This is a genomic window from Pseudoalteromonas sp. MTN2-4, from assembly GCF_042848605.1.
In the GTDB taxonomy this organism is placed as follows: Bacteria; Pseudomonadota; Gammaproteobacteria; order Enterobacterales; family Alteromonadaceae; genus Pseudoalteromonas.
On the sequence record NZ_BTGK01000010.1, the window covers coordinates 56,772 to 83,077 of the forward strand.

Genomic DNA, 26,306 nt, shown 5'->3' on the forward strand with positions numbered 1-26,306 from the left:
AATAGCTAAGCCAGTTTAGAACCAAAAAAGCGAAGTGTTTTTAACACTTCGCTTTTTTGTTAAGGCGATTTTTATATTAATTAAAACAGCTCATCTTGTTCAGGTAAAGAGTCAGAAGAGAATGGAGTTTTTGACTTATCTTGCTGTACATATTTAGTAGGTACAGTGTCAGACTCAAAGTATTCGAAACGGCTAGTGTGATCGTTTTTAGAACTTAATAAGCCAGTTTTTAAATCAACTCTAACAGAAGTTAAGCCTGGTGCTGGGTCAACCGGTGCGAGCGGTTCGTTTTGAAGTGCCGTTTTCATAAAGCGCACCCAAGCTGGCTGAGCGGTAATCGCACCGGCTTCAGCACCTACGGCTTGGCCTTTACCTAAATTGCTGTTATATGCTGCGCGACCAAGAGATTTGCTTGCATCATCAAAGCCCACCCACACTGTGGTTAATACATTTCGATTGTAGCCTGTAAACCAAGTATCCACTGAGTTGTTGGTAGTACCTGTTTTACCTGATAAGTCTCTACGTTTTAAAGCTTGGGCTCGCCAACCTGTACCAACCCATCCTGTTTTGTGTTTCCAGCTACCACCACCCCAAATCGCGCTATGTAATGCACTTGAGACGAGAAAAGCATTTTGTTCACTGATTATTTGTGGTGCACATTGCATGGTATTTTCGAGACGCAGTTCTTCATCACATGCGATTAATGGTTGGGCTTTACCTAGTGAGTTACCATATGCGTCTGTTATCTCATTGATAAAATAAGGTTCGATTAGGTGACCGCCATTAGCAAAGGTACTCATGCCGCGTGCCATTTCTAATGGTGTGATTGCAGCGCTACCCAATGCTAAAGATTCACTGCGGTTAATGTCTTCATCAGCAAAGCCAAATTTAAGTAAATGATCGGCAGAGCGCTGTAAACCAACACCTCTGAGCAATCTAACTGAGACGACGTTTTTTGATTGCGCTAATGCACGACGAATTCGAATCGGGCCACTATAAACTTCAGGACTATTTTTAGGTCGCCATGCCACACCTAAGCTTTTATCCCAGTGGTTGATAGGAGCATCATTTATAATTGAAGCAAGTGTGTAACCGTCTTCTAATGCCGCTGAATAAATAAAGGGTTTAATGTTTGAACCAACCTGACGCTTCGCTTGCACTGCACGGTTATATTGGCTTTGTGCGAAACTATAACCACCGACTAAGGCTTTGATGCGGCCATCTTTTGGATCTAAAGATACAATGGCACTCGATGCTTGCGGATACTGACTTAATTGCCAGCCATTATTTTCTCGTAACCAAATCTGCATACCAGGCGAAACTACATCGGCCGCAGTTTTAGGGGCATTACCTTGTCGTTTTTCGTTGATGTATGCGCGAGCCCATTTAAGGCCATCCCACTCAATGACTACAGATTGACCTGATTTTAATAGCACCTCAGCGCTTTGTTCATAAACATGCGTGACAATACCTGCGACGAGAGGAGCTATTTCATTAACGCTATTGAGTGTTTTAAGTAGCTCAGCTCGGGTAGGGGTTGGGTCTGTGTCGTGTTGCCATAACACGGCTTCAGGCCCTCGATAACCGTGGCGCATGTCGTAATCATGTAGGTTGTTAATGAGTGCTTGCTGTGCGGCAAGTTGAATTTCAGATTCAACACTCGTGTAAACTCTAAAGCCAGTGTTGTATGCTTTGTCAGCGCCGTAGCGCTCTACCATATACGCACGGACCATTTCAGAAATATAAGGTGCATAAAGCTCTATTTCAGCGCCGTGGCGTTTTGCAGTGATAGGGGCTTGTGTTGCCTCGTTATATTCACTGCGAGAGATGTATTTTTCTGTCAGCATTCGACCTAAAACCACATTCCTGCGAGATTTAGCGCGAGTCGGGTTACTGATAGGGTTTAGCGCTGAAGGAGCCTTTGGTAAGCCTGCGATCATGGCCATTTGCGCTAATGTAAGCTCGTGTAACTCTTTACCGTAATATACCTGTGCTGCAGCACCAATGCCAAATGAACGGTGGCCTAATTCAATCTTATTTAAATACAGTTCTAAAATTTCATCTTTTGATAGTAATTGCTCTATGTGAAGCGCAATGAATATTTCTTTTACCTTACGAATATAAGCCTTTTCGCGGGTTAAAAAGAAGTTTCTAGCCAGCTGCATAGTGATTGTACTGGCACCTTGTTTCTTTTGACCAGTGCTGATCAATACAATTGCTGAACGCACTATGCCTATTGGGTCGATACCAAAGTGTTCATAAAAGCGATTATCTTCTGTCGCTAAAAATGCATTGAGTAGTGGTTGAGGAATTTCATCTATTTTGACGGGAATGCGTCGCTTTTCACCAAATTGATTGATTAATTTTCCATCTTTGGTAAAAACTTGCATAGGTGTTTGAAGTTGAACTTCTTTTAAAACTTCAACACTAGGGATATCAGATTTTACGTAGTAATATAGTGCTAGTAACGTGAGTATGCCTAAAAGCCCGCAGACGATAATAAACTGTAAAAATCTTTTTAATAAAGTCACGTAATATTCCCTAGTTAGACTCCCAATTGTGGGTAGAGGCTGCTAGTATAGCTTGAACAAAATTCGATTAGTATTTTTTGTTCATAAATAATAACCTGTTTAAATTAAAATAAAGGATAAAAACACAGGGTATGTTAAGTAAATTGTTCAAAGCACACGCCCCCCTCATGGTTGGCATAGATATAGGCTCTCACTGTGTTAAAGCTGTTTTGCTTTCGCAAACTCACAGCGGTTATCGCGTTGAAGCTGTTGCTATTGAACCTATCCCTAAAGGTGCAATTACTGAACGAGCCGTACAAGATATTGAGGCGGTTGGTCGTGCTATCAGTAAACTAAAAAAACGCTTTCCAAAACATGCCCCTTTCGCAGCAGTTGCTGTATCAGGTCAAACGGTTATCACCAAAGTGATCTTTATGGATGTTTCATTAACCGATGCTGAACTAGAGTCACAGATCGCTATTGAAGCCGACAGCTTAATTCCATACCCATTAGACGAAGTTAGTCTAGACTTTGAGAAAATATCGGTCAATGAAGCCGACCCTTCGAAAGTGAATGTACTGCTTTCTGCTGCTAGAACAGAGAGTGTACTAGCAAGAGTGAGTGCATTAGAAGAGGCAGGCTACAAAGCTAAAGTGGTTGACGTTGAGAGTTACGCCTTGAGTCGTTCACTTGATACTTTATATGGTCAGCTTCCTTCCGATGCATTTGATAAAATCGTTGCGATTGTTGATATTGGTGCGGTGATTTCATTGATGAGCGTGGCTCAATCAGGCAAGACTATTTATACCCGAGATCAGGTCTTTGGTGGTGAGCAATATACCAATAGTATCGTTGCTTACTACAACAAAACGTTCGATGAAGCCGAGTTGGCAAAAACAACTGGGGACTTACCGCCAAATTATACTTTTGAAGTACTAGCGCCATTCCAAACGGCTTTATTGCAACAGATCCGCCGAGCAGTGCAGATGTTTATGACCACCAGTGGTAAAGACCATGTCGATTATCTAGTGCTATCCGGTGGCACGGCTTTGGTTGAAGGTCTCGATAGACTATTGGTCGATGAATTGGGGATCCACACGATTATTGCCGATCCGTTTTCAGATATGGAAATTGCACCTAAAGTAGACAGAAACGTACTGTTAAGGCACAAACCTCAGTTTACCCTTGCCACAGGTCTAGCGCTTAGGAGTTTCACCACATGCCACATATAAACCTCCTACCTTGGCGCGAGCAGCAAAGACAAGCTTCACAACAAAAGTTCCTAATTCTGATTGGCAGCATTGTGGGTGTTTCTTTATTTGTGATGTATTTGATCGGTAGCTTTTACGATAGCCTTCGCACAGGGCAAGAAATAAAAAATAACTACCTACAGTCTGAGATCCGAAAATTAGATACACGGATCCGAGAAATCAATGATCTAAATAAGCAAAAGGGTAATTTACAACGTCGTATTCGCTTAATTGAAGAGTTACAAGGTAATCGTAATCTTGGCACACAAATTATAGATGAAGTGGCGCGTGTTGTTCCATCGGGTGTTTACCTCACCAGTCTCCAGCGTGATGGCAACATGATAAAAGTGGTAGGTCGTAGTGAATCAAATAATCGTTTGTCGCAAATGCTAAGGCAGGTTGAGTCTTCTTATCTATTAGAAAAGCCTACGATTCAGGGGATTATTGCAGGTGAACAAACTAATCGTTTGTTGAGCGATTTTACCATGCACTTTTACGTCAAGTCTTATCAAGATCTTGAAGATGCCAAAGAGAAAAAGTGAGGGAATGGTTAGATGAACTTTGATCTTAAAGCGTTACAAGACATCGATTGGAATGAGATTGAGCTAGATAATATTGGTGAATGGCCAAAGCCTGTCAAAGCCATGTGCGTCGTTCTGGTTACTGTGATCATGTTGTTTATTGGCTATTCAATTTTAGTATCTTCAGCAATTGATGAGTATGACTTTGCAGTAAATAAAGAGCAAGAACTGAGAAATTCGTATCGCTTCAAGTATGCAAGGGCGAACAATTTAGATTTATACAAGCAGCAAATGCAAGATATGGAAGCGCAATTTTCTCAACTCTTACAACGACTCCCTACCTCTAACGAAACACCTGGCTTATTAGATGACTTGACCTATGTGGGCACCTCAAGTGGCCTAACATTTTTAAAGATTGGTTGGATGCCAGAGATAAAGAAAGAGTTTTATACAGAATTACCGATTAATCTTGAGGTGGTCGGCACTTACCATGAGTTTGGTGAGTTTGTTGGCAAGGTTGCTCAATTACCACGAATTGTCAGTTTGCATGATTTTAGAATAGAACGAGCTAATGACCGTGACTTAGTATTTAGTGTTGTTGCAAGAACGTATCGCTATGAACAAGGAGCTAAATAAATGCACCTTAAAAGTGTAGCTATCAGTTTAAGCCTAATTTTTTTGGCTGCTTGTAATGATGATACGGCGCAGCAGAAAGAGTTTATTGATCAAGTGCAAGCCAGTGCAACACCGAAGGTTGAGCCGATCCCTAATATGAAAGAGTTTGAATACTTTCCATATAGCGCCGGTACATTGCGTAGCCCATTTGATGCGCCTCAACCTGAAGTGATTGAAAGCAGGTTAGTTCAGGTTAAAAACTGTTTGCAGCCAGACCAAAATCGTGCTCGAGATCCTCTAGAAAAGTATCCTATTGATAATCTTGTGATGAAAGGCACAATAGCGTTATCTGGCGTTACTTGGGCGTTGATCCGAGCTGCTGATCAGGGCCTTTTTCGAGTGAAGCAGGGGGAGTATATGGGCCTGTATCATGGTGAAGTAGTTGGTATATACGATGACCATGTAGAATTATTAGAGCTGATCCCCGATGGAACAGGTTGTTGGAAAGAACGATTAACTAAAGTTGAGATTATTGAATCGACTCAACTTTCAGCAAGCGAATAACAATAAAGGTACACTACTATGACTCGCATGGTTGCGAATTTGCTTAAAACTACCATTTTCTCAAGCCTTTTACTTGTGTTATCTGGCTCAGTTAATGCATTACCCATGTTATATGATGTGCGCTATAACCCGATTTCTAATTCAGAAACAGAATTGCAGTTGGTGTTTGATGAGCAATTAAATTTAGAACCCAAAGTCTCAGTGCTGAATGAGCCTGCTCGTTTAGAGTTATTCTTCTCGGGCGCTGAGTTTGAAGAGAGCTTGCAGCAACTGAAAGTGAATAAAGCGGGAATTAAACAGATCAAAAGTACCATGGTCAAAGATGGCTTTATTGTTACAATCGAAATGGACCAGCTTAAGCTTTATAAAACTAAAGTTAAAAACAATTTGGTATATCTGCAAATTTCTGAAAATCCAATTTATGACGTTTCAGAGTCTTCAGAGCAAGGTACAGGTCAGCTCACTCATCATATAAATCGAATTCAATCAATTGACTTCCGCCGCGGTGAAAAAGGCGAAGCTAAAGTATTCGTGTTTTTAGAAACATCACAAGCTGCAATAGATGTGCAGGAGCGTGGTGGAAAAATCATTGCGGACTTCCATCATATAGATATTTTAGACGAGTTACTTTACGAATTAGATGTGGTTGATTTTGGTACTGTGGTCAGCAAAATCGAGACCTTTTCAGAAGGTAATAAAAGCCGCTTGGTGATTGAGCCAAACAGCGCGTTTTCGTTTAAGTATGAGCAACTCGATAATATCTTCACACTCACCATCGAAAAAGATAATAAGACTAAAAAGTTTGGTGAAGAAAAAGTATATCAAGGTGAGCCAATTACCTTAAACTTCCAAGATATTCCAATCCGCTCGGTTTTGCAGATCATTGCCGATACCAACAATTTCAATTTGGTCACCAGTGACTCCGTATCAGGTAACATCACTTTGCGTTTAGAAGGTACGCCATGGGATCAAGCGCTAGATGTTGTACTGCGAATCAAAGGGTTAGATAAGCGCACTGAGGGCTCAATTTTAATGGTTGCACCCGCAGAGGAGCTAGCAGCAAGGGAAGCGAAAGAATTGCAAGCAATGCGGCAGGTAGAAGAGTTAGAGCCGCTGTACAGTGAGTATATGCAATTAAACTACGCCAAGGCAGAAGAGTTTGCAGACTTACTAAAAACTGAAATTAACAGCATTATCAGTAATCGCGGTAATGTCTCAGTGGATGTTAGAACCAATACATTGATCATCAAAGATACTGCGAAAAGTATTGAGAATGTGCGTCGCATGGTCGAAACACTTGACGTACCAGTGAAGCAAGTTCGCATTGAATCTCGTATGGTTACGGTCAGCGATAACGTTTCAGATGACCTAGGTATTCGTTGGGGCTTTAGCGATCAGCAAGGATCAGACGCAATCTCTGGTAAATTGTCTAGTGCAGATCAATTATCAGGTGGTGTTATTCCAGCCTTTACTGACCGTTTAAATGTGAATTTACCGGTCACTAACCCAGCAGGCAGCATAGGGGTTCATCTTGCTAAATTAGCGGATGGCACGCTGATTGACTTAGAGCTATCGGCGTTAGAGCAAGAAAACAAAGGCGAAATTATTGCTACACCAAGCATTACGACTGCTAACCAGAAAAAAGCACGTATTGAGCAAGGTACAGAAATCCCTTATGTTGAATCGGCTGGCGCGAGCGGTGCGACCTCTGTTACGTTCAAAAAGGCGGTGTTAAGCATGGAAGTCACGCCACAGATCACACCTGACAACAAAATTATCTTGGACCTAGTTATCACACAAGATACGCGTGGTGATAATGTGCAAACGCCGACCGGGCCAGCTGTTGCTATCAATACCCAGCAAATAGAAACACAGGTATTGGTCGAAAATGGTCAAACTATCGTACTGGGTGGTATCTATCAGCAAGAAATCACCAGTGCTGTGACTAAAGTGCCGCTTTTAGGTGATGTACCTTACCTAGGTGCTTTATTTAGGAACACGCGTCACATTAATGAAAAAAGAGAGTTGCTGATATTTGTGACCCCGAAAATCATGTTAGACGGCCAGTAACAGCGCATTAATGATTATATTCTGCGTGGTTTACGGTAAATTAAATGATTTGACTTGAAATTGCGCACGGATTACTGAGATAATCCCCTCCTTAATTTTTGGGGCCAGGTCGTGAGGCGGGGTTTATTTTCAAATTTTAGAGTTCGTTAGTACTAAATAGATATGGCTGAGAAACGTAATATATTTCTAGTAGGCCCAATGGGGGCTGGTAAAAGCACAATTGGTCGTCATTTGGCAGACCAATTACACCTTGAATTCTTCGACTCAGATCAAGAAATCGAACGTCGTACTGGCGCAGACATTGCGTGGGTGTTTGATCTTGAAGGTGAAGAAGGTTTCCGTCGTCGTGAAGAGGGCGTGATCTCTGACCTAACTGAGATGCAAGGTATTGTATTAGCTACTGGCGGTGGTTCAGTTATGAGCAAAGACGTTCGTAACAAACTGTCAGCGCGTGGCATTGTTGTTTACCTAGAAACACCAATTGAAAAACAAGTTGCTCGCACTCAAAGAGATAAGCGTCGCCCACTTCTACAGACTGAAGAAGCGCCGCGTGATGTACTAGAGCGCTTAGCTGAAGAGCGTGAGCCTTTATACCAAGAAGTTGCTGATTTTGTTGTTCGCACTGATGAGCAGAGCGCAAAAGTAGTAGCAAATCAAATTATTGAGAAGTTAGATTTCTAAATTATAAAAGGAGTAGCCAATGCTTGAACTTAATGTCGATTTAAACGAGCGCAGCTACCCCATTTATATTGGTGAAGACCTTCTTAACGACAGTGGGCGATTATTATCACATATAGGTAAATGTCGCCCAGTGATCATCAGCAACGAAACCGTTGCTCCTCTGTACCTAGACCCACTTTTGACTCAACTCAACGAGTTAGATCCTCTGCATTTTATTCTCCCTGATGGTGAGCAATTTAAGACCCTAGAGTGGTTTGAAAAAGTTTCAGCATTTTTACTTGAGCACAATTGTGGTCGAGATACCTGCTTAATCGCGCTTGGCGGTGGGGTAATTGGAGATTTAACCGGATTTGTTGCAGCGTGTTATCAACGTGGTGTGCCATTCATTCAAATTCCAACAACATTGCTATCACAAGTTGATTCTTCTGTAGGCGGAAAAACAGCGGTGAACCACCCGCTAGGTAAAAACATGATTGGTGCTTTTTATCAGCCAAAAGCAGTTTTTATCGATATCAACAGCATGAAAACTCTACCTAGTAGAGAATTTGCTGCGGGCATGGCCGAAGTCATCAAATACGGTTTAATTTACGATCTAGCACTTCTGAGCTTGTTAGAAGAGCAACATGAAGCGCTCAGTAATTTACAAAACCATGTATTGCAAAAAGTGATTTACCGTTGCTGTGAAATCAAAGCCGAAATCGTTTCTCAAGATGAGAAAGAAGCTGGCTTGAGAGCGCTTCTTAATTTGGGTCACACATTTGGCCATGCCATTGAAGCACAAATGGGCTATGGTAACTGGTTACATGGTGAAGCGGTTGCTGCGGGTATGATGTTAGCAATGAAGCTTGCGCACATGCGAGGCTCTGTTAGTGAGTCTGACGTTTCTCGAGTTGAAGCGCTGATTTCAAGTTATAACCTACCAGTAAGTGCTCCAGAAACCATGACTAGTGAGCAGTTTATTGGTCATATGCGTAAAGATAAAAAGAACCAACAAGGCAAGATCAGATTTATTGTCCCTACACAACTAGGGCAATGTGCACTCGTTGATGATGTGTCTGATGAAGCCGTGAGTCAGCTAATAGGGCGCTAATGCAATCGCAAATATTGCCGAGTCGAGCTGCCTTGGTTGATAGAATTGCGATGCAATTCGAATATGGGCAAAACCTCATTGCTTTAGTTGGTCCTTCAGGGTTAGGAAAAAGCTATTTAGCAGAAACCTTAATAACTGAAAAGTATCCTGAATTTAACAAAGCTTATATTCAAGTAACGGCACAGATGAAAGATACTGAGTTGATGACTCAGTTACTACAAAATAGCTTTAGAGCGCCGTTGGTCGATCAAACACAAACGCTTTCAGAAAACTTTTTCCAACTTTATCAAACACAATCTTGTGGCCCTTGTTTTTGGGTATTAGATGGTGCAAGGCATCTTTCAGATGAAATCATTGAACAGTTGAGAATATTGTCAGCAAAAAGCCCTGTTGAGCTGTTTATTTTGGTAACAGCACAAGCACCTAGAATGTTGCTTAGTGCACTTGATATTCACTTAGAACGTTTGTCACTGTCCGAGTCTAAACAATTGATGGCGATGTTTTTCAAAGACTTACCAATGGAAGAAGACCCTATTTTTCAGGCGTTCTTGCAAGAGTCGCATGGTAACCCCGCGTTACTGCTGAATTGGCAGGCATCTCAACAGAGCCAGTTGAGAACACAGCAACCTAAAAAGCGCTATCGTTGGCATTTAATTGCTTTGACAGTGCTCTTGGCTTTGTTGCTTGTCGCATTTATGTATCAAAAGCAAATTCAGTTCTATTTTAGTAACCAAGTGGATGATGCTGAACCCCTAGCAACTGTGCTACCTGCAGAGCAGGTGTTAAATTTGGGTAGTACCGAAATACAAACAGATAAAATATTGCAGCAACAAGGCACTATAGTAGCTCAGCCTTCGCTACAAGCTAAGGAAGCTATGGATGAAGTGCCTAAAGAAACTTTAGTAGATGCATCTAAAGTTTCGACTTCAGATACCGTCTCTGCCGTTTTAACTGCGCTTGAAACTCCAAGGGCAAGTAAAGATGCTGAGGTTGTTAGACCGCAAAATAACTCACTGTCAATTAAAAATGGAGAGGCTGATACGGTTGCTGAGACATTAAATTCAGCAAGTATTGACGTTGAACAAGGTGTAGCCGCTTCAGAATTGACAAGATTGCCACTTAAATCAGAGCCTGTAAAAGAATCTGTGGAAGCAGAAAGTCGTGAATTGGATTTATCGCCAACAGAATGGTTACTGACGCAAAATGACAGCGTATGGGCTATTCAGTTACTTGCAGTGAAAGACAAAGCAATAGCAAATAGCTTTGTTTTAACAAATGAGTTAAAAGACGTGTATGTCTATCAAACGGTGAGAAACAGTACGCCTTGGTGGGTTGTCATTCAAGCGCCGTTTGCAAATATTGATGAAGCAAGAAATGCGCGTCAACAGCTGCCTAAAAATGTGCTGGCAGGGCAGCCTTTTTTTAAAAAATTCGAGCGTATCAAGCAGGAAATTCAGCTTGTTGCTCGGTAATTAGCGTGAATTAGTGTAGAATCGCCCAACTTTAAATGCATCGCAACTAAAATGGTTTTTATGTCGCTATCTGTGGTTAAATATGACGTTACTTTATTTACAGTGTCGCATCACTGTGAATGTTTTAAGCTGTCGTTTTTTACTAATGGCGCTGTGTATGCAAAGAATAAAAAGAATGTAAGGGTCTAAAGTGGCAAACGGCTCATCGGTCATTAATCGTCGTTCTCCATTGAAGTGGGCGGGCGGAAAAAAGCGGATAATAGAAGAAATTAAAGCGAATTTACCTTTAAAGGGTAAACAGCGTTTAATTGAACCTTTTGTCGGTGGTGGCTCTGTATTTTTAAATATTGATTTTGAAGAATATTTGCTACTTGATGTAAATAAAGACCTAATTAACCTATTTAATATTCTTAAAGACTCACCAAAAGAGTTTATTCGTGAAGCCGAGTATTTGTTCATTGGTGATCATAACGAAGAAGCCCGTTATTATCAGCTGAGAGAAGAGTTTAACGATACCTTAGATCCATACAAGCGTTCATTATTGTTCATTTATCTTAATCGCCATGGTTACAACGGCTTATGCCGCTACAATCAAAAAGGTGGCTTTAATGTACCATTTGGTCGTTACAAACACCCATATTACCCGCGAGAAGAGCTGCTGCAATTTGCTAATGTGGCCAAGCGCGCGACATTTGTTTGTAATGATTTTGAACATGCCTTTAGCAAAGCGGGTCAACACGACGTTGTTTATTGTGATCCGCCATATTCTCCGATAAATCGCACTTCAAGCTTTACGGCTTATGCGGGCAATAAATTTACGGATGAAGATCAAACTCGTTTAGTTGACTGTGCCATTGCAGCTAAACAGCGGGGGGTATCGACACTTATTTCAAACCATTATGTTGATTTTACAAAACAGCTTTACCGAAGTGCTGATAAAATAAGTACCTTACAAGTTCAACGTAATATAAGCTGTAAAGGTAGTGTGCGCAGTAAGATAGAAGAAGTCATGGCGTTGTATAAAGCGTAAAACTTAGAACAACGTTCAACCGCGAGAATTATTTTCAAGGACTCGGGCTACCGGCTGAATTGAAATTTCCACTCTGAGAAAATCATCTTCGCTCATCTATAAAAAAATATTAAATATTTAGTTGGTGATAATACCTACCAGCCAAACAAGTAAAAGCACTAAAAGAAATACAAATACAATTGAAATCAGTATGAATGAGATAAAGAGGTGCTTGTTTGAAAAGTCTTGATAACGCTTGTCTTGGCTCTGGACACCAAACATAGCTGCTAAAACACTTTGGATCATGCTTAGCAGCTGCACTTTAATTAAAAGTGTGAAGTGAAACTTTCAGTGTTACTTTCGGTTTCATCAGACCCTAAAAGTAACTCAAGTAAATCTAAATAATGAAACTGTGCACTGCTACTCTCGCCTGTTAACCAAGCGTACCAGCTTGTATGTGCTTCAAGTTTGCATTGTTCAAGAAAATTGATATTAACTTGAATTGTATTTGTACTACATGAACATGTGCTACTGGCAACTTCTTCACTGTAATCAACAGAGTAAACTCCTGCTGATAATGTAACAACAGCTGTCACCGCAAGCATCCGTGTTTTAAGCCGACTAAACATGTGTAACTCCACCCAACAGTTATCTCAATATAATACACCGTCACTGTTCAGAAAACAAACATAGATAACGTAAAAATTTGTGCGTTAATCGCCATAAAGGGAAGTAATGTGATTGGAGTTTTTAGTCTATTTTCCATGTAGGAAGGAGTAGAATAAAACTTGGGTACAAGGCATGAATTGCGGTAAAGTAACGCTGACAACTGATGTATCATTTAAAGAGAGTTTACCGTGCAAAAACAACCTCAATACCTTATTGCTCCTTCTATTTTATCTGCTGATTTCGCAAGACTCGGCGAAGACGTTGAGCGTGTCATAAAATCAGGCGCTGATGTTGTACATTTTGATGTGATGGACAATCATTATGTACCAAACCTGACATTTGGTCCTATGATCTGTAAGGCATTACGTGATTATGGTATTGAGGCACCGATTGATGTGCATTTAATGGTAAAGCCGGTTGATGCGCTAATTCCAGAGTTTGCTAAAGCGGGCGCGAGTATCATCACTTTTCATCCAGAAGCCAGCGAACACATTGATAGAACCATTTCATTGATCAAAGAACATGGCTGTCAGGCGGGTTTAGTATTTAACCCTGCCACTCCATTACATTACCTAGATTATGTGATGGATAAATTAGATGTCATTTTATTGATGTCAGTGAACCCTGGGTTTGGTGGGCAAAGCTTCATTCCTCAGACTTTAAATAAATTAAAGCAAGTTCGTGAGCGTATTGATGCATCTGGTCGAGATATCCGCCTAGAAATCGACGGTGGTGTGAAGGTCGAAAATATCGCAGAAATTGCAGCTGCAGGCGCTGATATGTTTGTGGCGGGCTCAGCTATTTTCAATCAGCCTGATTATGCGCAAGTCATTACGCAAATGCGTGACGAACTAGCGAAGGTTTCACGATGAAATACCAAGGTGTGCTATTTGATTTAGATGGTACCTTAGTCGACAGCGCCCAAGATATGTACATGGCGCTGAATCTGACTTTGACAGAAGTGGCGTTTCCGGTAGTGAGCTATGCGCAAGTAACGACTTGGGTTGGTAATGGTATTGAAATGCTCGTGAAGCGAGCATTGAGTGGGGAGATGGTAGTCAATCCTGAGTTACCTCCACATCTAGTCGTCGATGCGGTCGCGAGATTCAAAAATCATTACCAGCAACTTGCGGGTGATTATGTTGCGCTTTATCAACATGTTGAAACAGGCTTAGCAGCAACAGCGCATTTACCAAAAGCCATTGTGACCAATAAAGATCGCGTTTTTACTGAGCAACTTTTAGAAAAGTTAAACCTAACGTCACATTTTAAAGTATTAGTGTGTGGTGATGATGGTGAGAAAAAGCCGTCACCATCGCCACTTTTAAAAGCCTGTGAGGCACTTAATATTTCGCCAGAAAAGGCAATCATGATTGGAGACTCAAAGAGCGATGTTATCGCGGCTAAAAGCGCAGAAATTGATGTACTCGCGCTTACTTATGGTTACAATCAAGGATTCGACTTAAAAGAGCTTGAACCCGAGTACCTATGCGACGGGTTCTTAGATATAATCCCAATCATTAATCAGCAATAAATCAGTAAATTTAATAAAGGAACAACATGACTAAACCAGTAGTGTTAAGTGGCATTCAGCCAACCGGTGGTATGACGATAGGCAATTATGTAGGCGCCATAAACCAGTGGCTTAAGTTACAACAAGATCATGATTGTTTCTTTATGCTAGTAGATTTACACGCAATCACAGTTCGCCAAGATCCTAAAATGCTACGCGAGCGCGTGTTAGACGGCGTTGCATTGTACGCTGCATGTGGTATTGACCCTGAGAAATCAGCGTTATTTGTACAATCTCAAGTGCCTGAACATGCACAGTTGTCATGGGTACTTAATTGCTACGCGCAAATGGGCGAACTAAACCGCATGACGCAGTTTAAGGATAAGTCTTCAAAGCATTCTAACAATGTAAATGTGGGTCTATTCTCATATCCAGTGTTACAAGCTGCAGACATCCTATTATATCAAGCTGACCAAGTACCAGTCGGTGAAGATCAGAAGCAACACCTTGAGTTAACTCGTGATATCGCAACACGTTTTAATAATTTATACGGTGATGTTTTCAAAGTACCAGAACCTTATATCCCTGAACTTGGCGCGCGCGTGATGAGCTTGCAAGATCCACTGAAGAAAATGTCTAAGTCGGATGAAAACCCAAATGCGTACATCATGCTGTTAGACGAGCCTAAGAAAATCGAGAAGAAGCTGAAAAAAGCCGTCACTGATTCAGATGAGCAAGCGCGTATTTATTTCGATCGCGATGAAAAGCCGGGTGTATCAAACCTTCTAACTTTACTCTCAGTGGCAACTAAGCGTTCGATTGAAGATTTAGTGCCAGAATATGCTGACAAAATGTATGGTCATTTGAAGAAAGATACTGCTGCGGCTGTGGTGAATATGATCGAACCAATTCAAGCACGTTTCAAAGAAATTCGTGAAGATCAAACGCTGTTAGATAACATCATGCGTAATGGTGCTGAAAAAGCAGGTGCTCGTGCTGAGAAAACGCTAAAAGCGGTTTATGATGCGGTAGGTTTCATACCTCGTCCATAATTTGGTTTTATAATTTAGGCCAGGCTTTATCGCCTGGCTTTTTTATGGAAATTTCTATGTTATTAATGATCGATAATTACGACTCGTTTACCTATAACCTAGTGCAGTATTTCCAACGCTTAGATCAAGACGTTGTAGTAAAACGCAACGATGAGTTGAGTATTGCTGATATACGAGCGCTTAACCCTGAGCATATTGTGATCTCTCCTGGACCTTGTAGTCCCAATGAGGCAGGCATTTCTTTGTCTGTTGTTGAGCAATTAAAAGGGCAGTTTCCAATACTGGGGATTTGCCTTGGCCACCAGACGATTGCACAAGCTTTGGGCGCCCAAGTGATAAGAGCCAGAGAAGTTATGCATGGTAAAACTTCGCAAATTCGCCATATAAATAAAGGCGTTTTTCAAGGCTTACCTGACCCTTTAACAGTATGCCGCTACCATTCACTGATTGTTGTTAAAGAGCGTTTGCCCGAAGACCTTGAGATTACTGCATGGACAGAGAATGACAGGCAACAAGTGGATGAAATAATGGGCTTATGCCATACTGAAATGGCTTTAGAAGGTGTGCAATTTCATCCTGAAGCGATACTCACAGAGCAAGGGTTAGCTTTACTAAATAATTTTATTCGCCGCTTTTCTAAGTAAAAGAAACGCTAAAATAGGAACATAAGAACGTTCAATGACTGACTTATCCCGGCAACTCAGGACTTCAATCGCACTCAATGAACGTGCGCATGATCTGTTTATTAGTCATAACTTTGCGCAGCAACAGTTAGGGTATATTCATACCCTAGATCTAAATTATGGTGAGAAAATACCGCAACGTACTATGCTTGAGGTTGAAATTGCTGCCGCTGCAAAACGTAAAGAGAGTAGCACCAGTCACCATAAATATATTGCGAAAGCCAGTAATCACCTGCATCAGATTATTGAGTCATCAATTCAAAAGCAAATAGATGATATAGATAATATCTATCATGAGATTGTTGGTATTCAGGATGCGTTGCCTACTATTTTAGATATATTGGGCGTAAAGTCAGCGTCGGTTGGGCGTATTGAGCCCTTGGTTAATGAATTAACTTGGTTAGGCAGAGATCTGGTTTCCTTAGTTAACTTACCGCAATATCGTAAGCAAAGCTCAAAAGGTGTCACAGTCAAAGTTGATACACCTGCACTGGCACTTCGTTATCTTGGGCTTGAAAACTTACAAATGGTCATCCCGACTTTTGCAATGCGTCATTGGATGCCTCACGATACATCGCCATTTCCTTTATTAAAGCGCAAACTCCGTGATCATAGTATGACAACGGGAATTGCAGCAAAGCATTTAGCTGAATTGAACGGTGTAAAAGAGCAGCATGCTTTTACGCTAGGTGTGTTATTAGATGTGGGTAAAGTCGCTTTAACGCGCTTGTATCTAAGAACGTTTGAAAAGGTCTGGCAGGAAAAGGTGCACATCGCTCGTGATAAAAACCATAAAGACCTTCACTCTGCACTATTGGAGCTATCACCAGATCCGCTTTTCTTAAGGGGGCTTTTGCTCAATCACTCTGCAAACTTATCGGCTAAACTAATAGAAAAGATGGCGTTTAGGTATTTGCCATTTATGGCACCGATGGAAGAGTTCGCAGCTAATTATTTACCTCAATCGCATAGTCAGTCAGCCGATTATTTACCTCTAAGTCAGGTATTGCGTAAGGCACATGGTTATAGTTTGTATATGATCCTCAAAGACAATCAGTTTATCGAAAAGGATGAAGCAGCTCATTGGTTTGCTCACCTGGGGTTATCAAATGAGGAACTCACTACGCTAGCAAAATGTAACTTTAATAGTTTACAGCTAACAATTTTGTAAAATTTAAGATTTTTTTTGCGACTATTCATTCAAGCCACTAATTAACTCGATTAGTGGCTTTTCCTTCTCTTAACAGTCAAATCTATCGAGTGCACCTAAATAGTTATTCACTCACTATGAAAAACTATCCCAAACCCTTGAATATCAAGGGCTCTATGAAAGTTTTAAATGAGACTTTAAGGTTTTTTTCTGAAATAATGGGTGAATGAAATTTGTGCCATACGGCTATTTTTAGCCGCGAACTAACTACACTCAATACTAGTTTTAGCGCACCTAACTCAACTTTATGGGGATAGAAAATGACTATTAATCGTGAATTATTCGATCAGGTAATGGTACCTAATTATGCACCTTCAGCAGTTATTCCAGTTCGAGGCGAAGGTTCTCGCGTTTGGGACCAAGAAGGCCGCGAGTTTATCGACTTTGCAGGTGGTATCGCTGTTAACTGTTTAGGTCACTGTCACCCAGCATTAGTCAATGCGCTTAAAGAGCAAGGTGAAAAAATCTGGCACCTATCAAATGTAATGACAAACGAGCCTGCATTGCGTTTAGCGAAAAAATTAACAGACGCAACATTTGCAGAAAAAGTTTACTTTGCAAATTCAGGTGCAGAAGCGAACGAAGCAGCACTTAAACTGGCACGTCGTTTTGCACTTGATAAGTTCGGCGCTGACAAATCACAAATCATTTCGTTCAACAAAGGCTTCCACGGCCGTACTTTCTTCACTGTAACTGTGGGCGGCCAAGCTGCGTATTCTGATGGTTTCGGTCCTAAGCCAGGTGATGTTGTTCACTGTGACTATAACGACCTAGCTGCATTTGAAGCGCTAATCTCTGACAACACATGTGCTGTGATGATGGAGCCACTGCAAGGTGAAGGCGGTATCGTATCTCCAGAAGCTGACTTTGTTAAAGGTGTCCGCGAGTTATGTACTAAGCACAATGCGTTGCTTATTTTTGATGAAGTACAAACAGGTGTTGGTCGTACTGGTGACCTATACGCTTACCAAGGTTTAGATGTTATTCCTGACATTCTAACAACTGCAAAAGCGCTAGGCGGTGGTTTCCCAATCGGTGCGATGATCACAACGACTGAAATCGCGAAGCATTTAAAAATTGGTACACACGGTTCAACCTACGGTGGTAACCCGCTAGCTTGTGCTGTTGCAGAAGCGGCGTTCGATACGGTAAATGACGAAGCTGTTTTAAACGGTGTTAAAGAGAAAGAAGCACTATTCCGTGAACTACTTACTGCAATTAATGACAAATACAACGTATTCAGCGAAATTCGTGGTAAAGGTCTATTATTAGGTGGTGTTGTAAACGAAACATACAAAGGCCGCGCGAAAGAGTTTTTAGTCGCAGGCGTGAAAGAAGGTGTGATGTCACTTGTGGCAGGCGCTGATGTTGTTCGCTTCACGCCATCATTGGTTATTCCTGAAGCGGATATCCGTGAAGGTATGGCTCGTTTCGAAAAAGCAGTTGCTGCAGTTGTAGCTGCAAACGCTTAATTCCTTGAGTGGCCAAGCTTGCTTGGCCTTGTCTACCGTCAAGTTAACTTTTTAGGAGTAAGCGGACTCATGATGATCCTTCGCCCAATCCAGCAAAGCGACTATCCAGCGCTTTTAAAAATTGCCCATGAATCAGGTCATGGCTTTACTTCATTACCTAATAATGAAGCGCTATTACAAAGCAAAATCGAACGCTCTGAAGCGTCTTTCAAAAAAGAAACGGATGTCCCTTTTGATGAAGGTTATTTGTTTGTTTTAGAAGACACTAAAACTGGCGAAGTAGTGGGTACCAGTGCGATTGAAGCCGCTGTTGGTTTAGATGATGCGTTCTATCATTACCACCTGAGTAAGGTGATCCACTCATCGCGTACCTTGAATGTTTATAAAGCGGTTGATATTCTGACTCTATGTAACGACTACACAGGCGCAACTGAGTTATGTACTTTGTTCTTGAAAGAGGGGCATCGTAGGGGCTTTAATGGCAAGCTATTGTCAAAGTCGCGTTTTATGTTTATCAAACAACACCAGCAGCGCTTTGCAGATACGGTTATCGCTGAAATGCGTGGTGTATCGGATGAAAATGGTCAAAGCCCATTCTGGCAATGGCTTGAAGAGCACTTCTTCTCAATGGATTTCCCAACGGCAGACTACCTAACGGGTATCGGTCAGAAAGTGTTCATTGCTGAGCTTATGCCAAAATACCCAATTTATGTGAATCTGCTGAGTAAAGAAGCACAAGAAGTGATTGGCCAAGTGCACGATAATACGCGTCCAGCGATTGAGCTACTTAAGAGTGAAGGTTTCACCTTTAACGGTTATGTTGATATTTTCGACGCAGGTCCGACGGTTGAAGCAAAAGTAGATAACATTCGTACTGTACGTTCATCAAGCTTTAAAACAGTGTCAATTGGTGATAACCCAGGTGGTTCACCTGTGATGATTGCAAATGATAAACTGGAAGGGTATCGTGCAACCGTTGCTGAGCTTCAGATTGATGACAATTCTGATAACGTCATTATCTCAGCAGAGTTGGCAAACGCATTGAATTTAGTGGATGGTGACAAAGTCAGCATCGCAACTATATAAAAATAGAGATTTATTATGACAACACATGCCGCACAATTTATTAATGGTGAATGGTTAGCAGGTCAAGGTGAGGCATTCTCATCACTGAACCCAGCAAATAACGAAGTTATTTGGCAAGCAAACTCAGCAACGGCTGAGCAAGTTGATTCAGCTGTAAAGTCAGCGCGTGAAGCTTTTTATAGCTGGAGCGACATGGCATTTGAAGCGCGTTTAGAGGTTGTTAAACGTTTTGCTGAGCAGTTAAAAGAAAATAGTGAAGAGCTGGCAATTGCGATTGCGAAAGAAACCGGTAAGCCACTATGGGAAACGCGTACTGAAGCGGGTGCTATGGTTGGTAAAATTGCCATTTCAGAAAAAGCATACCATGAGCGTACAGGTGTGGTTGAAAACGCAATGCCAGTTGGCCGCGCGGTTATTCGCCACAAAGCACATGGTGTTGTAGCTGTATTTGGCCCATATAACTTCCCTGGTCACTTACCAAATGGTCACATCGTGCCTGCATTGTTAGCGGGTAACACGGTTATCTTTAAGCCATCAGAACTAACACCTTATGTTGCTGAGCTTACACTTAAACTTTGGGAAAAAGCAGGCCTTCCAGCAGGTGTGATCAACCTAGTACAAGGTGAAGTAGAAACAGGTAAAGCACTTGCTTCTCACCGTGGTATCGATGGCTTGTTCTTTACTGGCTCTTCTCGTACAGGTCATATCCTTCATGAGCAGTTTGCTGGTCAGCCAGGTAAAATTCTTGCGCTAGAAATGGGTGGTAATAACCCATTAATCGTAAAAAATGCGTCTGATACGAAAGCGGTTGTTCACGACATTATTCAATCTGCATTTATCTCAAGCGGTCAACGTTGTACTTGTGCGCGTAAGTTATTCTTACCTGCAGGCGAGCAGGGTGATGCGATCCTTGAGCACCTAGTACGTGCAACAAAAGCAATCAAAGTCGGTAACTTCGATGATGAAGATCAGCCATTTATGGGTTCTATGATCTCAAATCAAGCAGCAGCAGGTATGGTTGCAGCGCAACAGCAACTAATTGACTTAGGTGCTGAGGCTATCATCGAATTGACACATAAAGAAGGCACAGGTTTTGTAACACCAGGTATCCTTGAGTGTTCAAATGTCACTGACTTCCCAGATGATGAGCACTTCGGTCCATTACTAAAAGTATTCCGTTACACAGACTTCGATGCCGCAATCGAAAAAGCGAACGATACAAGCTTTGGCCTATCTGCAGGTCTATTAAGTGACAATGCTGAAGATTACGACTACTTCTTACGTCGTATTCGTGCAGGTATTGTTAACTTTAACCGCCCAATTACAGGTGCATCAAGTGCTGCACCATTCGGTGGTATTGGCGCGTCAGGTAACCACAGAGCAAGTGCATACTATGCAGCAGATTACTGTGCTTACCCAGTAGCGTCTGTTGAGTTAGAAAAAGTGACATTACCAGGTGCATTAAGCCCAGGTTTATCAATCGACTAATTCACAGTCTCTATCTATTTAGGTAGAATAAAAGTATTAAAAAAAGCAGCTTAGGCTGCTTTTTTTTCATCCGTTAGCTGTAAAAGTAGCAATGCAGGTGAGTTTCTGCTTAAATCAATAGGAGATGCTTTGAGAGTTTCAGGTGGACAAACTATGGTATTAGATAAACAGGGCTATGATGAGTTAGTAATGTACTTAACCCACAATTTAACCTTGTTTGAAAAGCCTGGTGAGATTGAACCGGGTGCACCAAGGGTGATGGAGTTAATTGAAGATGTCATCGCTGAGTATGTAATTAAAATCTGTGAGCAAAACACAGAGTTATCAACTGAGCAACGCAGCTTAATTGTCCGTGAGGTAGATGGTATCGTCTATGACTTGCAAGAAGTGCTGTCTAGCGTGACAGAGCAACGAGTGACCAAAGAGCAACGAGAGTTTATTGAAGAGTTTGCAGGTTTGGTTAAAAACTTATTCGACGCCGCGCTCTAAAATAATTGCAGTCTCAAACAGTTTATAGCATTTTATAACACCGCCGCTTGAAGGCGGTGTTTGTATTTATAGAGGTAAAAAATGGAAGCAAATATTAAGTGGGTTGATGGCGATACTTTCATTGGCCGCTCACAGTCTGGCCATAATGTGGTATTTGACACAGGCGCTGATGGTACTGCGCCAAGCCCAATGGAAATGGTCTTAATGTCGACGGGTTGCTGTTCATCGGTGGATGTGGTGAGCATTCTAAAAAAAGCAAAACAACAGGTTGAGAATGTTGAAGTTAAGCTAACAGCTGAGCGCGCTGAAAGTGCGCCTAGAGTATTTACCAAAATAAATCTACACTTTGTAGTTACCGGTAAAAATGTTTCTGAAAAGCACCTTGCACGCGCGGTTCAGCTGTCTGCTGAGAAGTACTGTTCTGTGGCCTTAATGCTTGATAAAACAGTAGAAATTACTCACAGTCATGAGGTTGTTTAAAGCGTTGCAAAATAACGCTTTTTCAGTGCGGATTTTTCGTATAAAATCCGCCCTCTTTGAGTTCTGCGTTGCAGATTTATTGTTTAAAGGTTGAGTATAGTGAACAAGCCCTTTGATAAAATTAAGCTCCATGGCTTTAATAACTTAACGAAAAGTTTAAGCTTTAGTATCTATGACATTTGTTACGCTAAAACGGAGCAACAGCGTAAAGAATATTTAGAATACATTGATGAGCAATATAGCGCTGATCGCCTAACGGATATTCTAAAAGAAGTAGTAGATATCATTGGTGCAAATGTTCTGAACATTGCTCGCCAAGACTATGATCCGCAAGGTGCAAGTGTTACTATTCTTGTGTCTGAAGAACCTGTAGAGCAGCAGACATTTGATAGTAACGAAACACCTGGACCACTTCCTGAGTCAGTGGTTGCACATTTAGATAAGAGTCACATCTGTGTTCACACTTATCCTGAAGCGCACCCTAACGATGGTATTTGTACATTCCGTGCAGACATCGAAGTATCAACCTGTGGCGTAATCTCTCCACTTAAAGCGTTGAACTTCTTAATCCATTCTCTAGAGTCGGATGTGGTGACAATCGATTACCGTGTACGTGGTTTTACGCGTGATATCACAGGGGTAAAACACTACATTGATCATGCAATTCATTCAATCCAGAATTACATGACTGAAGATACCAAAGAAGCGTATCACATGGTGGACGTGAATGTTTTCCAAGAAAACTTATTCCACACTAAAATGATGTTAAAAGAGACTGATTTAAATACTTATCTATTCGGCTTAAGCACAGATGATTTAAGTGCAGAAGAAGAAAAAGAAATCCGCGCGAAAGTAGAGCGTGAGATCCAAGAAGTATTCTATGGTCGTAACCTGCCTGAATTAGGTTAATCTCTCAGAAAAAAGAAAAGCGCGCATTTTAATTGCGCGCTTTTTTGTGCCTAAAATTTTATTGGCGAGATAAAAATACCCCGTGCTTTATGCCACAAGGTATTTCATTTATAACTCGTATTTAAACGTCAAACCGACGAGGCGAGGCTCGCCATACTGGTAGTAATTTTCAGTCGCGTACTCTTTAAGTGGGTTATTACCGAACTCAAAGCCGCGAACAGGCACATCTCTATCAGCTAGGTTTCTACCCCAAGCGGTCAGTGACCAGTTTTCATTGTAGTAGCTTACACTTGCATTAATTAGATTTTGATTAGGTGCTTGGTCGTTATGACTGTCTGAGAAGTAATAACTATCTTTGCCCTCAAAGCCAAGTTGCGCTTCTAAGTTATCTGTTAGCGCATAGTTAAAGCTGAACGCATATTGATATTTAGGTGCTTGGGCTTGATCTCTACCGTGTTGGTCGATGCCATTAGAAGTGGTGAAGCCTTTAATTTTCGAACGTAAATAGCCAAAACTATAGTTAAGTGCAAGGCGCTCTGTATATTGTTTAGTGCCTTCTACTTCAAAGCCATAGTTTTTACCTGAGCTGGCATTATCTAAATATCCAGCGAATTGTTGGTCTTGAACTTGCCATTGCTTTAATTGCATATCGTCACGCTTCATGTAGAAAGCAGTTACACGCAAGGTATGGCTTTTATCTTCAGATTGGCCTTTTACACCGAACTCTGCATTCCATAAATATTCAGGATCAAAGGTGTAGTTCTCTGGCTGAATATTTAGGTTTTCATCTTTCGCTTTCGCAAGTGCCTCGCCGTTTACCCCCCCGATTTTGTAGCCACGAGATAGGCTGGTGTAGATCATTGTACGTGGTACAACTTGATACTCTAGCGCAACCTTGCCGCCTAGCATGGTTTTATCGGTTGTTTCTGAAAAGCCATTGTTGTCTTTGTAGTCAGCTTCATAGCTTTCTGCACGTAATCCGGTGATCAGCTCAACATCTTTTGCGATTGATGTTACTTTTTGGCCATACACAGAGGTGTTAGTGATATCAAAACTAGAATTGAAAGGGTTGCTAGGGTCATTATAGATACGAGTTAAGTCTACATCACGACGCTCAGAATAAAGGCCAACAACCCAGTCATTTTGTTTCGAGCTTACTTGTAGGTCGAAAGTGCCTTTTTCAGTATCGCGTGAATAAATATCAGTAGAGCTGTAACCCCAAGGGTGAAGACCTGCTGCACATAAACTTGCTTGGTTGGCGTTTTTACATACCCAGTCTTCATCATAGCTGTACAGTGAATCTGCTTGCAAGCCAGTTGCCGTTGCTGTGATATTGACTGTTTCAAAGCCGGTGTAATTTGCAGTTAAAGAGAAAGCATCGCTTTCTAAGTTATCCTGACCCGGCTCATCAGCAACACTATTGCGGCTATTATCAAGTGTGAATGCATCATAACCGTTTTCGATATTGATGTGATGTACAGCAAGTGAAGTATTAAAGCTATCGCTCCATTCATTGCTTAGCTTTAATCGTAAAGCTTGTTCATCTTGCTCTTGGGTTGGGCGGTCCAGATATAAGTTATCAGTATAACCATCTGACTTACGTTGGAACGCGCTCACTCTAATGGCTGAGCTGTCGGTTAAACCTGTGCCTGCAGCAATACCTGCTTCATAACTATTATAGTTGCCGACACCTAACTTCACCTTCAATGCCTTATCTTGGCTAGGCGCAGTGGTTTGCATGTCAATCATACCAGCCATGGCATCAGCACCATAACGTGTACCTTGCGGGCCGCGATAAACGGCAACTTGCTCAACATCGAATAACAATGCACTGCCACCAAGGCCTGAGTAGTTAATGCCATCGATGAGTAAACCCACACTTGGCTGGATTGGGTCTTGGAATTGAGAGCGAAGACCAACGCCACGAATTTGTACAAAGCGACCACGAGATGCGCCTGCAGTGAAGTTGACGTTAGCCGCTGAATTTAAAATCTCATCTATGTAGCTGGCACCACGTTGTGTAATTTCAAGCTCGCCTAATACGCTGGCACTGGCGCTTAAGGTTTGAATGCTTTCTTTTTTGAAGTCACCGGTGACTTCAATCACTTCAAGGCTATTTTGCTCAGCAACCGCATTAGTGGCAAATAAAGGCAGCATGGCTGCGCATAACAGAGAGATTTTTGCTTTCATTTTCAGGCTATTCCGTTTTGATAGTGAGGCGTGCATACGTTCTGAATGTCAGTTTTGTTCAATTCAAAATAAGCTGTTAAGTTCGGCACGCGCTGGCTATTCTAACAAATCAGACCATACAGAGAAGTGAAACTATGTTTAATTGTGTTATAACTGCGGCAAAGACTACCGAGTTTATGAGGATTAAATGAGTTTCAAAGTTGAGTTTAAAGTGCGTGACTACGAGTGCGACTTGCAAGGTATCGTCAACAACAGCGTCTATTTCAATTATCTAGAGCATGCACGCCATGAGTTTTTGGCAGCTAAAAATATCGATTTTGCGCAACTTGCACGTGATAAGGTCAATTTAGTGGTGATCCGCTCAGAAATGAACTACAAAGACTCATTAAAGCCGTGCGATGCTTTTTACGTAGAAGTCGAAGTAGAGCGTTTAAGCCGTTTGAAATTCGCCTTTAATCAAAAGGTGATCCGCGCAACAGACAATAAATTGATGCTGGATGCAGTTGTGACAGGTACATCGGTGAATGCAAAAGGTCGCCCATTTGTGCCTGAGCAACTTGAGCAGTTATTTACATAAAAACTATAGCCCTAAACATAGGAAGCCATGCATGAAAAATAAGTTATCTACTTTAGCCATTGTTTTGGGCTTATCGGGCTCTGCTGTTTTATCTGGTTGCACCATGGTGTGGGACGACCCAAATAGCCTTAACCCTTTCTCTGAAAAGACGTTACCGCAAGGACATTGGGAGTTAAGTCATATTGATGAAGTTGAGCAGCGCAGCAGTGAAATGCGCCTACAGCTCGTTGAAGACAATCAGATCATGGGCCACACAGGATGCAACCGTTTCTTTGGTAAAACCCGTATTGAAGGCAATCAGCTATATGTTGAGCAAATCGGCATGACAAAAATGCTCTGCTCCGATGAGCTCGATAAACAAGAGCGTATGCTACTGAATATGTTAGAAATCGGAGTGCCTTTTACGGTTTCAGATAAGGTCCTAATACTAAATGGTAAGCCAATCCTGACCTTTAAACGTTTAGATGGTCTTGAATAAGCTATTGTTTATGAAGTAGACTGCACTCAATTCGTTACTTGTCGGAGTGCCTTCGGGCTGAGATCGCATTATTTGCGGGATCCGTGAACCTGATCAGGTTAAAACCTGCGTAGGGAACAAGCTGCCTTGCAAGCAAATATCTTTGCTGGCTGCAAAAAGCTAATATGCGTCGTGCATGCATTTAGCTCGGACCAATTGGGCTAACCCCCATCTCTCTCCATCTGGAGA

At 41.6% G+C, this 26,306-nt stretch carries 26 protein-coding genes and 1 riboswitch; of the genes, 22 read left to right on the top strand and 4 right to left on the bottom strand.

Translation table 11 applies throughout. The features are described from left to right. Window positions 1-80 precede the first annotated feature (80 nt). Window positions 81-2,531 carry a penicillin-binding protein 1A gene (locus ACGHEH_RS18445; protein ID WP_390448314.1) on the bottom strand — a complete coding sequence of 817 codons (2,451 nt, stop codon included), beginning with the start codon at window positions 2,529-2,531 and terminating at the stop codon, window positions 81-83. 131 nt (window positions 2,532-2,662) lie between these two features. On the opposite strand from ACGHEH_RS18445, the gene ACGHEH_RS18450 reads away from it, so the two are divergent. The 9 genes from ACGHEH_RS18450 to ACGHEH_RS18490 all read left to right on the top strand — a co-directional run bounded on the left by ACGHEH_RS18450 (window position 2,663) and on the right by ACGHEH_RS18490 (window position 11,803). Beyond that, the gene (locus ACGHEH_RS18450; RefSeq protein WP_390448317.1) at window positions 2,663-3,742 is read left to right on the top strand and encodes a pilus assembly protein PilM; all 1,080 of its coding nucleotides are present in this window, start codon (window positions 2,663-2,665) and stop codon (window positions 3,740-3,742) included. After that, complete coding sequence (locus tag ACGHEH_RS18455; protein WP_390448319.1) at window positions 3,730-4,302, top strand: PilN domain-containing protein; 573 nt, start codon at window positions 3,730-3,732, stop codon at window positions 4,300-4,302. Before ACGHEH_RS18450 ends, ACGHEH_RS18455 begins: the two co-directional genes overlap by 13 nt. 12 nt (window positions 4,303-4,314) lie before the next feature. Next, entirely contained in the window at window positions 4,315-4,917 is a 603-nt protein-coding gene (locus ACGHEH_RS18460; RefSeq protein ID WP_138478279.1) for a type 4a pilus biogenesis protein PilO, read from the top strand. Continuing rightward, on the top strand, window positions 4,918-5,460 hold the full coding sequence (locus ACGHEH_RS18465) for a pilus assembly protein PilP (RefSeq protein ID WP_390448322.1): 543 nt from the start codon (window positions 4,918-4,920) through the stop codon (window positions 5,458-5,460). A gap of 18 nt (window positions 5,461-5,478) precedes the next feature. Then, a complete protein-coding gene (pilQ, locus tag ACGHEH_RS18470) occupies window positions 5,479-7,530 on the top strand; it encodes a type IV pilus secretin PilQ (RefSeq protein WP_390448325.1) in 2,052 nt (683 codons plus the stop codon). Window positions 7,531-7,692: 162 nt separating this feature from the next. Beyond that, on the top strand, window positions 7,693-8,211 hold the full coding sequence (gene aroK, locus ACGHEH_RS18475; RefSeq protein ID WP_390448328.1) for a shikimate kinase AroK: 519 nt from the start codon (window positions 7,693-7,695) through the stop codon (window positions 8,209-8,211). A gap of 19 nt (window positions 8,212-8,230) precedes the next feature. Beyond that, entirely contained in the window at window positions 8,231-9,301 is a 1,071-nt protein-coding gene (gene aroB / locus ACGHEH_RS18480) for a 3-dehydroquinate synthase (RefSeq protein ID WP_390448331.1), read from the top strand. Further along, on the top strand, window positions 9,301-10,773 hold the full coding sequence (locus ACGHEH_RS18485; RefSeq protein ID WP_390448334.1) for an AAA family ATPase: 1,473 nt from the start codon (window positions 9,301-9,303) through the stop codon (window positions 10,771-10,773). The genes aroB and ACGHEH_RS18485 overlap by 1 nt, the downstream gene beginning before the upstream one ends. A 190-nt stretch (window positions 10,774-10,963) precedes the next feature. Then, window positions 10,964-11,803, top strand: coding sequence for a Dam family site-specific DNA-(adenine-N6)-methyltransferase (locus tag ACGHEH_RS18490; RefSeq protein ID WP_390448337.1), 840 nt, complete (start codon window positions 10,964-10,966; stop codon window positions 11,801-11,803). A 117-nt stretch (window positions 11,804-11,920) separates the two neighbouring features. On the opposite strand, the gene ACGHEH_RS18495 is transcribed toward ACGHEH_RS18490, so the two are convergent. Both ACGHEH_RS18495 and ACGHEH_RS18500 read right to left on the bottom strand, forming a co-directional pair. Beyond that, the gene (locus ACGHEH_RS18495; protein WP_390448340.1) at window positions 11,921-12,088 is read right to left on the bottom strand and encodes a DUF2970 domain-containing protein; all 168 of its coding nucleotides are present in this window, start codon (window positions 12,086-12,088) and stop codon (window positions 11,921-11,923) included. Between the two features lie 20 nt (window positions 12,089-12,108). Beyond that, window positions 12,109-12,411: a hypothetical protein gene (locus ACGHEH_RS18500; protein ID WP_390448343.1), complete on the bottom strand. Its 303-nt coding sequence runs from the start codon at window positions 12,409-12,411 to the stop codon at window positions 12,109-12,111. A gap of 228 nt (window positions 12,412-12,639) precedes the next feature. Here ACGHEH_RS18500 and rpe point away from each other — a divergent pair, with 228 nt between their 5' ends. From rpe to speD, 11 genes are all read left to right on the top strand, one after another. Next, window positions 12,640-13,323 (top strand): ribulose-phosphate 3-epimerase, encoded by a 684-nt coding sequence (gene rpe / locus ACGHEH_RS18505; RefSeq protein WP_390448347.1) that lies wholly within the window; start codon window positions 12,640-12,642, stop codon window positions 13,321-13,323. Beyond that, complete coding sequence (locus ACGHEH_RS18510; protein WP_390448351.1) at window positions 13,320-13,985, top strand: HAD family hydrolase; 666 nt, start codon at window positions 13,320-13,322, stop codon at window positions 13,983-13,985. The genes rpe and ACGHEH_RS18510 overlap by 4 nt, the downstream gene beginning before the upstream one ends. 26 nt (window positions 13,986-14,011) lie before the next feature. Further along, entirely contained in the window at window positions 14,012-15,016 is a 1,005-nt protein-coding gene (gene trpS / locus ACGHEH_RS18515; RefSeq protein ID WP_390448354.1) for a tryptophan--tRNA ligase, read from the top strand. A gap of 56 nt (window positions 15,017-15,072) precedes the next feature. Beyond that, entirely contained in the window at window positions 15,073-15,660 is a 588-nt protein-coding gene (locus ACGHEH_RS18520; protein WP_390448357.1) for an anthranilate synthase component II, read from the top strand. 34 nt (window positions 15,661-15,694) lie between these two features. Next, on the top strand, window positions 15,695-16,870 hold the full coding sequence (locus ACGHEH_RS18525) for an HDOD domain-containing protein (protein ID WP_390448360.1): 1,176 nt from the start codon (window positions 15,695-15,697) through the stop codon (window positions 16,868-16,870). A gap of 299 nt (window positions 16,871-17,169) precedes the next feature. Beyond that, window positions 17,170-18,381, top strand: a complete 1,212-nt coding sequence (locus ACGHEH_RS18530) for an aspartate aminotransferase family protein (protein ID WP_138478307.1) — start codon at window positions 17,170-17,172, stop codon at window positions 18,379-18,381. Between the two features lie 69 nt (window positions 18,382-18,450). Continuing rightward, window positions 18,451-19,467, top strand: coding sequence for an arginine N-succinyltransferase (gene astA, locus ACGHEH_RS18535; RefSeq protein ID WP_390448364.1), 1,017 nt, complete (start codon window positions 18,451-18,453; stop codon window positions 19,465-19,467). Between the two features lie 15 nt (window positions 19,468-19,482). Next, window positions 19,483-20,955 carry a succinylglutamate-semialdehyde dehydrogenase gene (gene astD / locus ACGHEH_RS18540; RefSeq protein ID WP_390448367.1) on the top strand — a complete coding sequence of 491 codons (1,473 nt, stop codon included), beginning with the start codon at window positions 19,483-19,485 and terminating at the stop codon, window positions 20,953-20,955. Between the two features lie 153 nt (window positions 20,956-21,108). Further along, window positions 21,109-21,444, top strand: coding sequence for a DUF3802 family protein (locus ACGHEH_RS18545; protein ID WP_390448579.1), 336 nt, complete (start codon window positions 21,109-21,111; stop codon window positions 21,442-21,444). A gap of 81 nt (window positions 21,445-21,525) precedes the next feature. Further along, on the top strand, window positions 21,526-21,924 hold the full coding sequence (locus ACGHEH_RS18550) for an OsmC family protein (RefSeq protein ID WP_390448370.1): 399 nt from the start codon (window positions 21,526-21,528) through the stop codon (window positions 21,922-21,924). A 99-nt stretch (window positions 21,925-22,023) separates the two neighbouring features. Next, window positions 22,024-22,833, top strand: a complete 810-nt coding sequence (gene speD, locus ACGHEH_RS18555) for an adenosylmethionine decarboxylase (RefSeq protein WP_058031119.1) — start codon at window positions 22,024-22,026, stop codon at window positions 22,831-22,833. 108 nt (window positions 22,834-22,941) lie between these two features. On the opposite strand, the gene ACGHEH_RS18560 is transcribed toward speD, so the two are convergent. Then, window positions 22,942-25,023: a TonB-dependent receptor gene (locus ACGHEH_RS18560; protein WP_390448374.1), complete on the bottom strand. Its 2,082-nt coding sequence runs from the start codon at window positions 25,021-25,023 to the stop codon at window positions 22,942-22,944. Between the two features lie 187 nt (window positions 25,024-25,210). On the opposite strand from ACGHEH_RS18560, the gene ACGHEH_RS18565 reads away from it, so the two are divergent. Further along, window positions 25,211-25,600 (top strand): acyl-CoA thioesterase, encoded by a 390-nt coding sequence (locus tag ACGHEH_RS18565; RefSeq protein ID WP_390448377.1) that lies wholly within the window; start codon window positions 25,211-25,213, stop codon window positions 25,598-25,600. Window positions 25,601-25,631: 31 nt separating this feature from the next. Next, entirely contained in the window at window positions 25,632-26,078 is a 447-nt protein-coding gene (locus ACGHEH_RS18570) for an META domain-containing protein (RefSeq protein ID WP_390448380.1), read from the top strand. Window positions 26,079-26,110: 32 nt separating this feature from the next. Next, a riboswitch (TPP riboswitch) is annotated at window positions 26,111-26,211 on the top strand. Window positions 26,212-26,306: the final 95 nt, after the last annotated feature.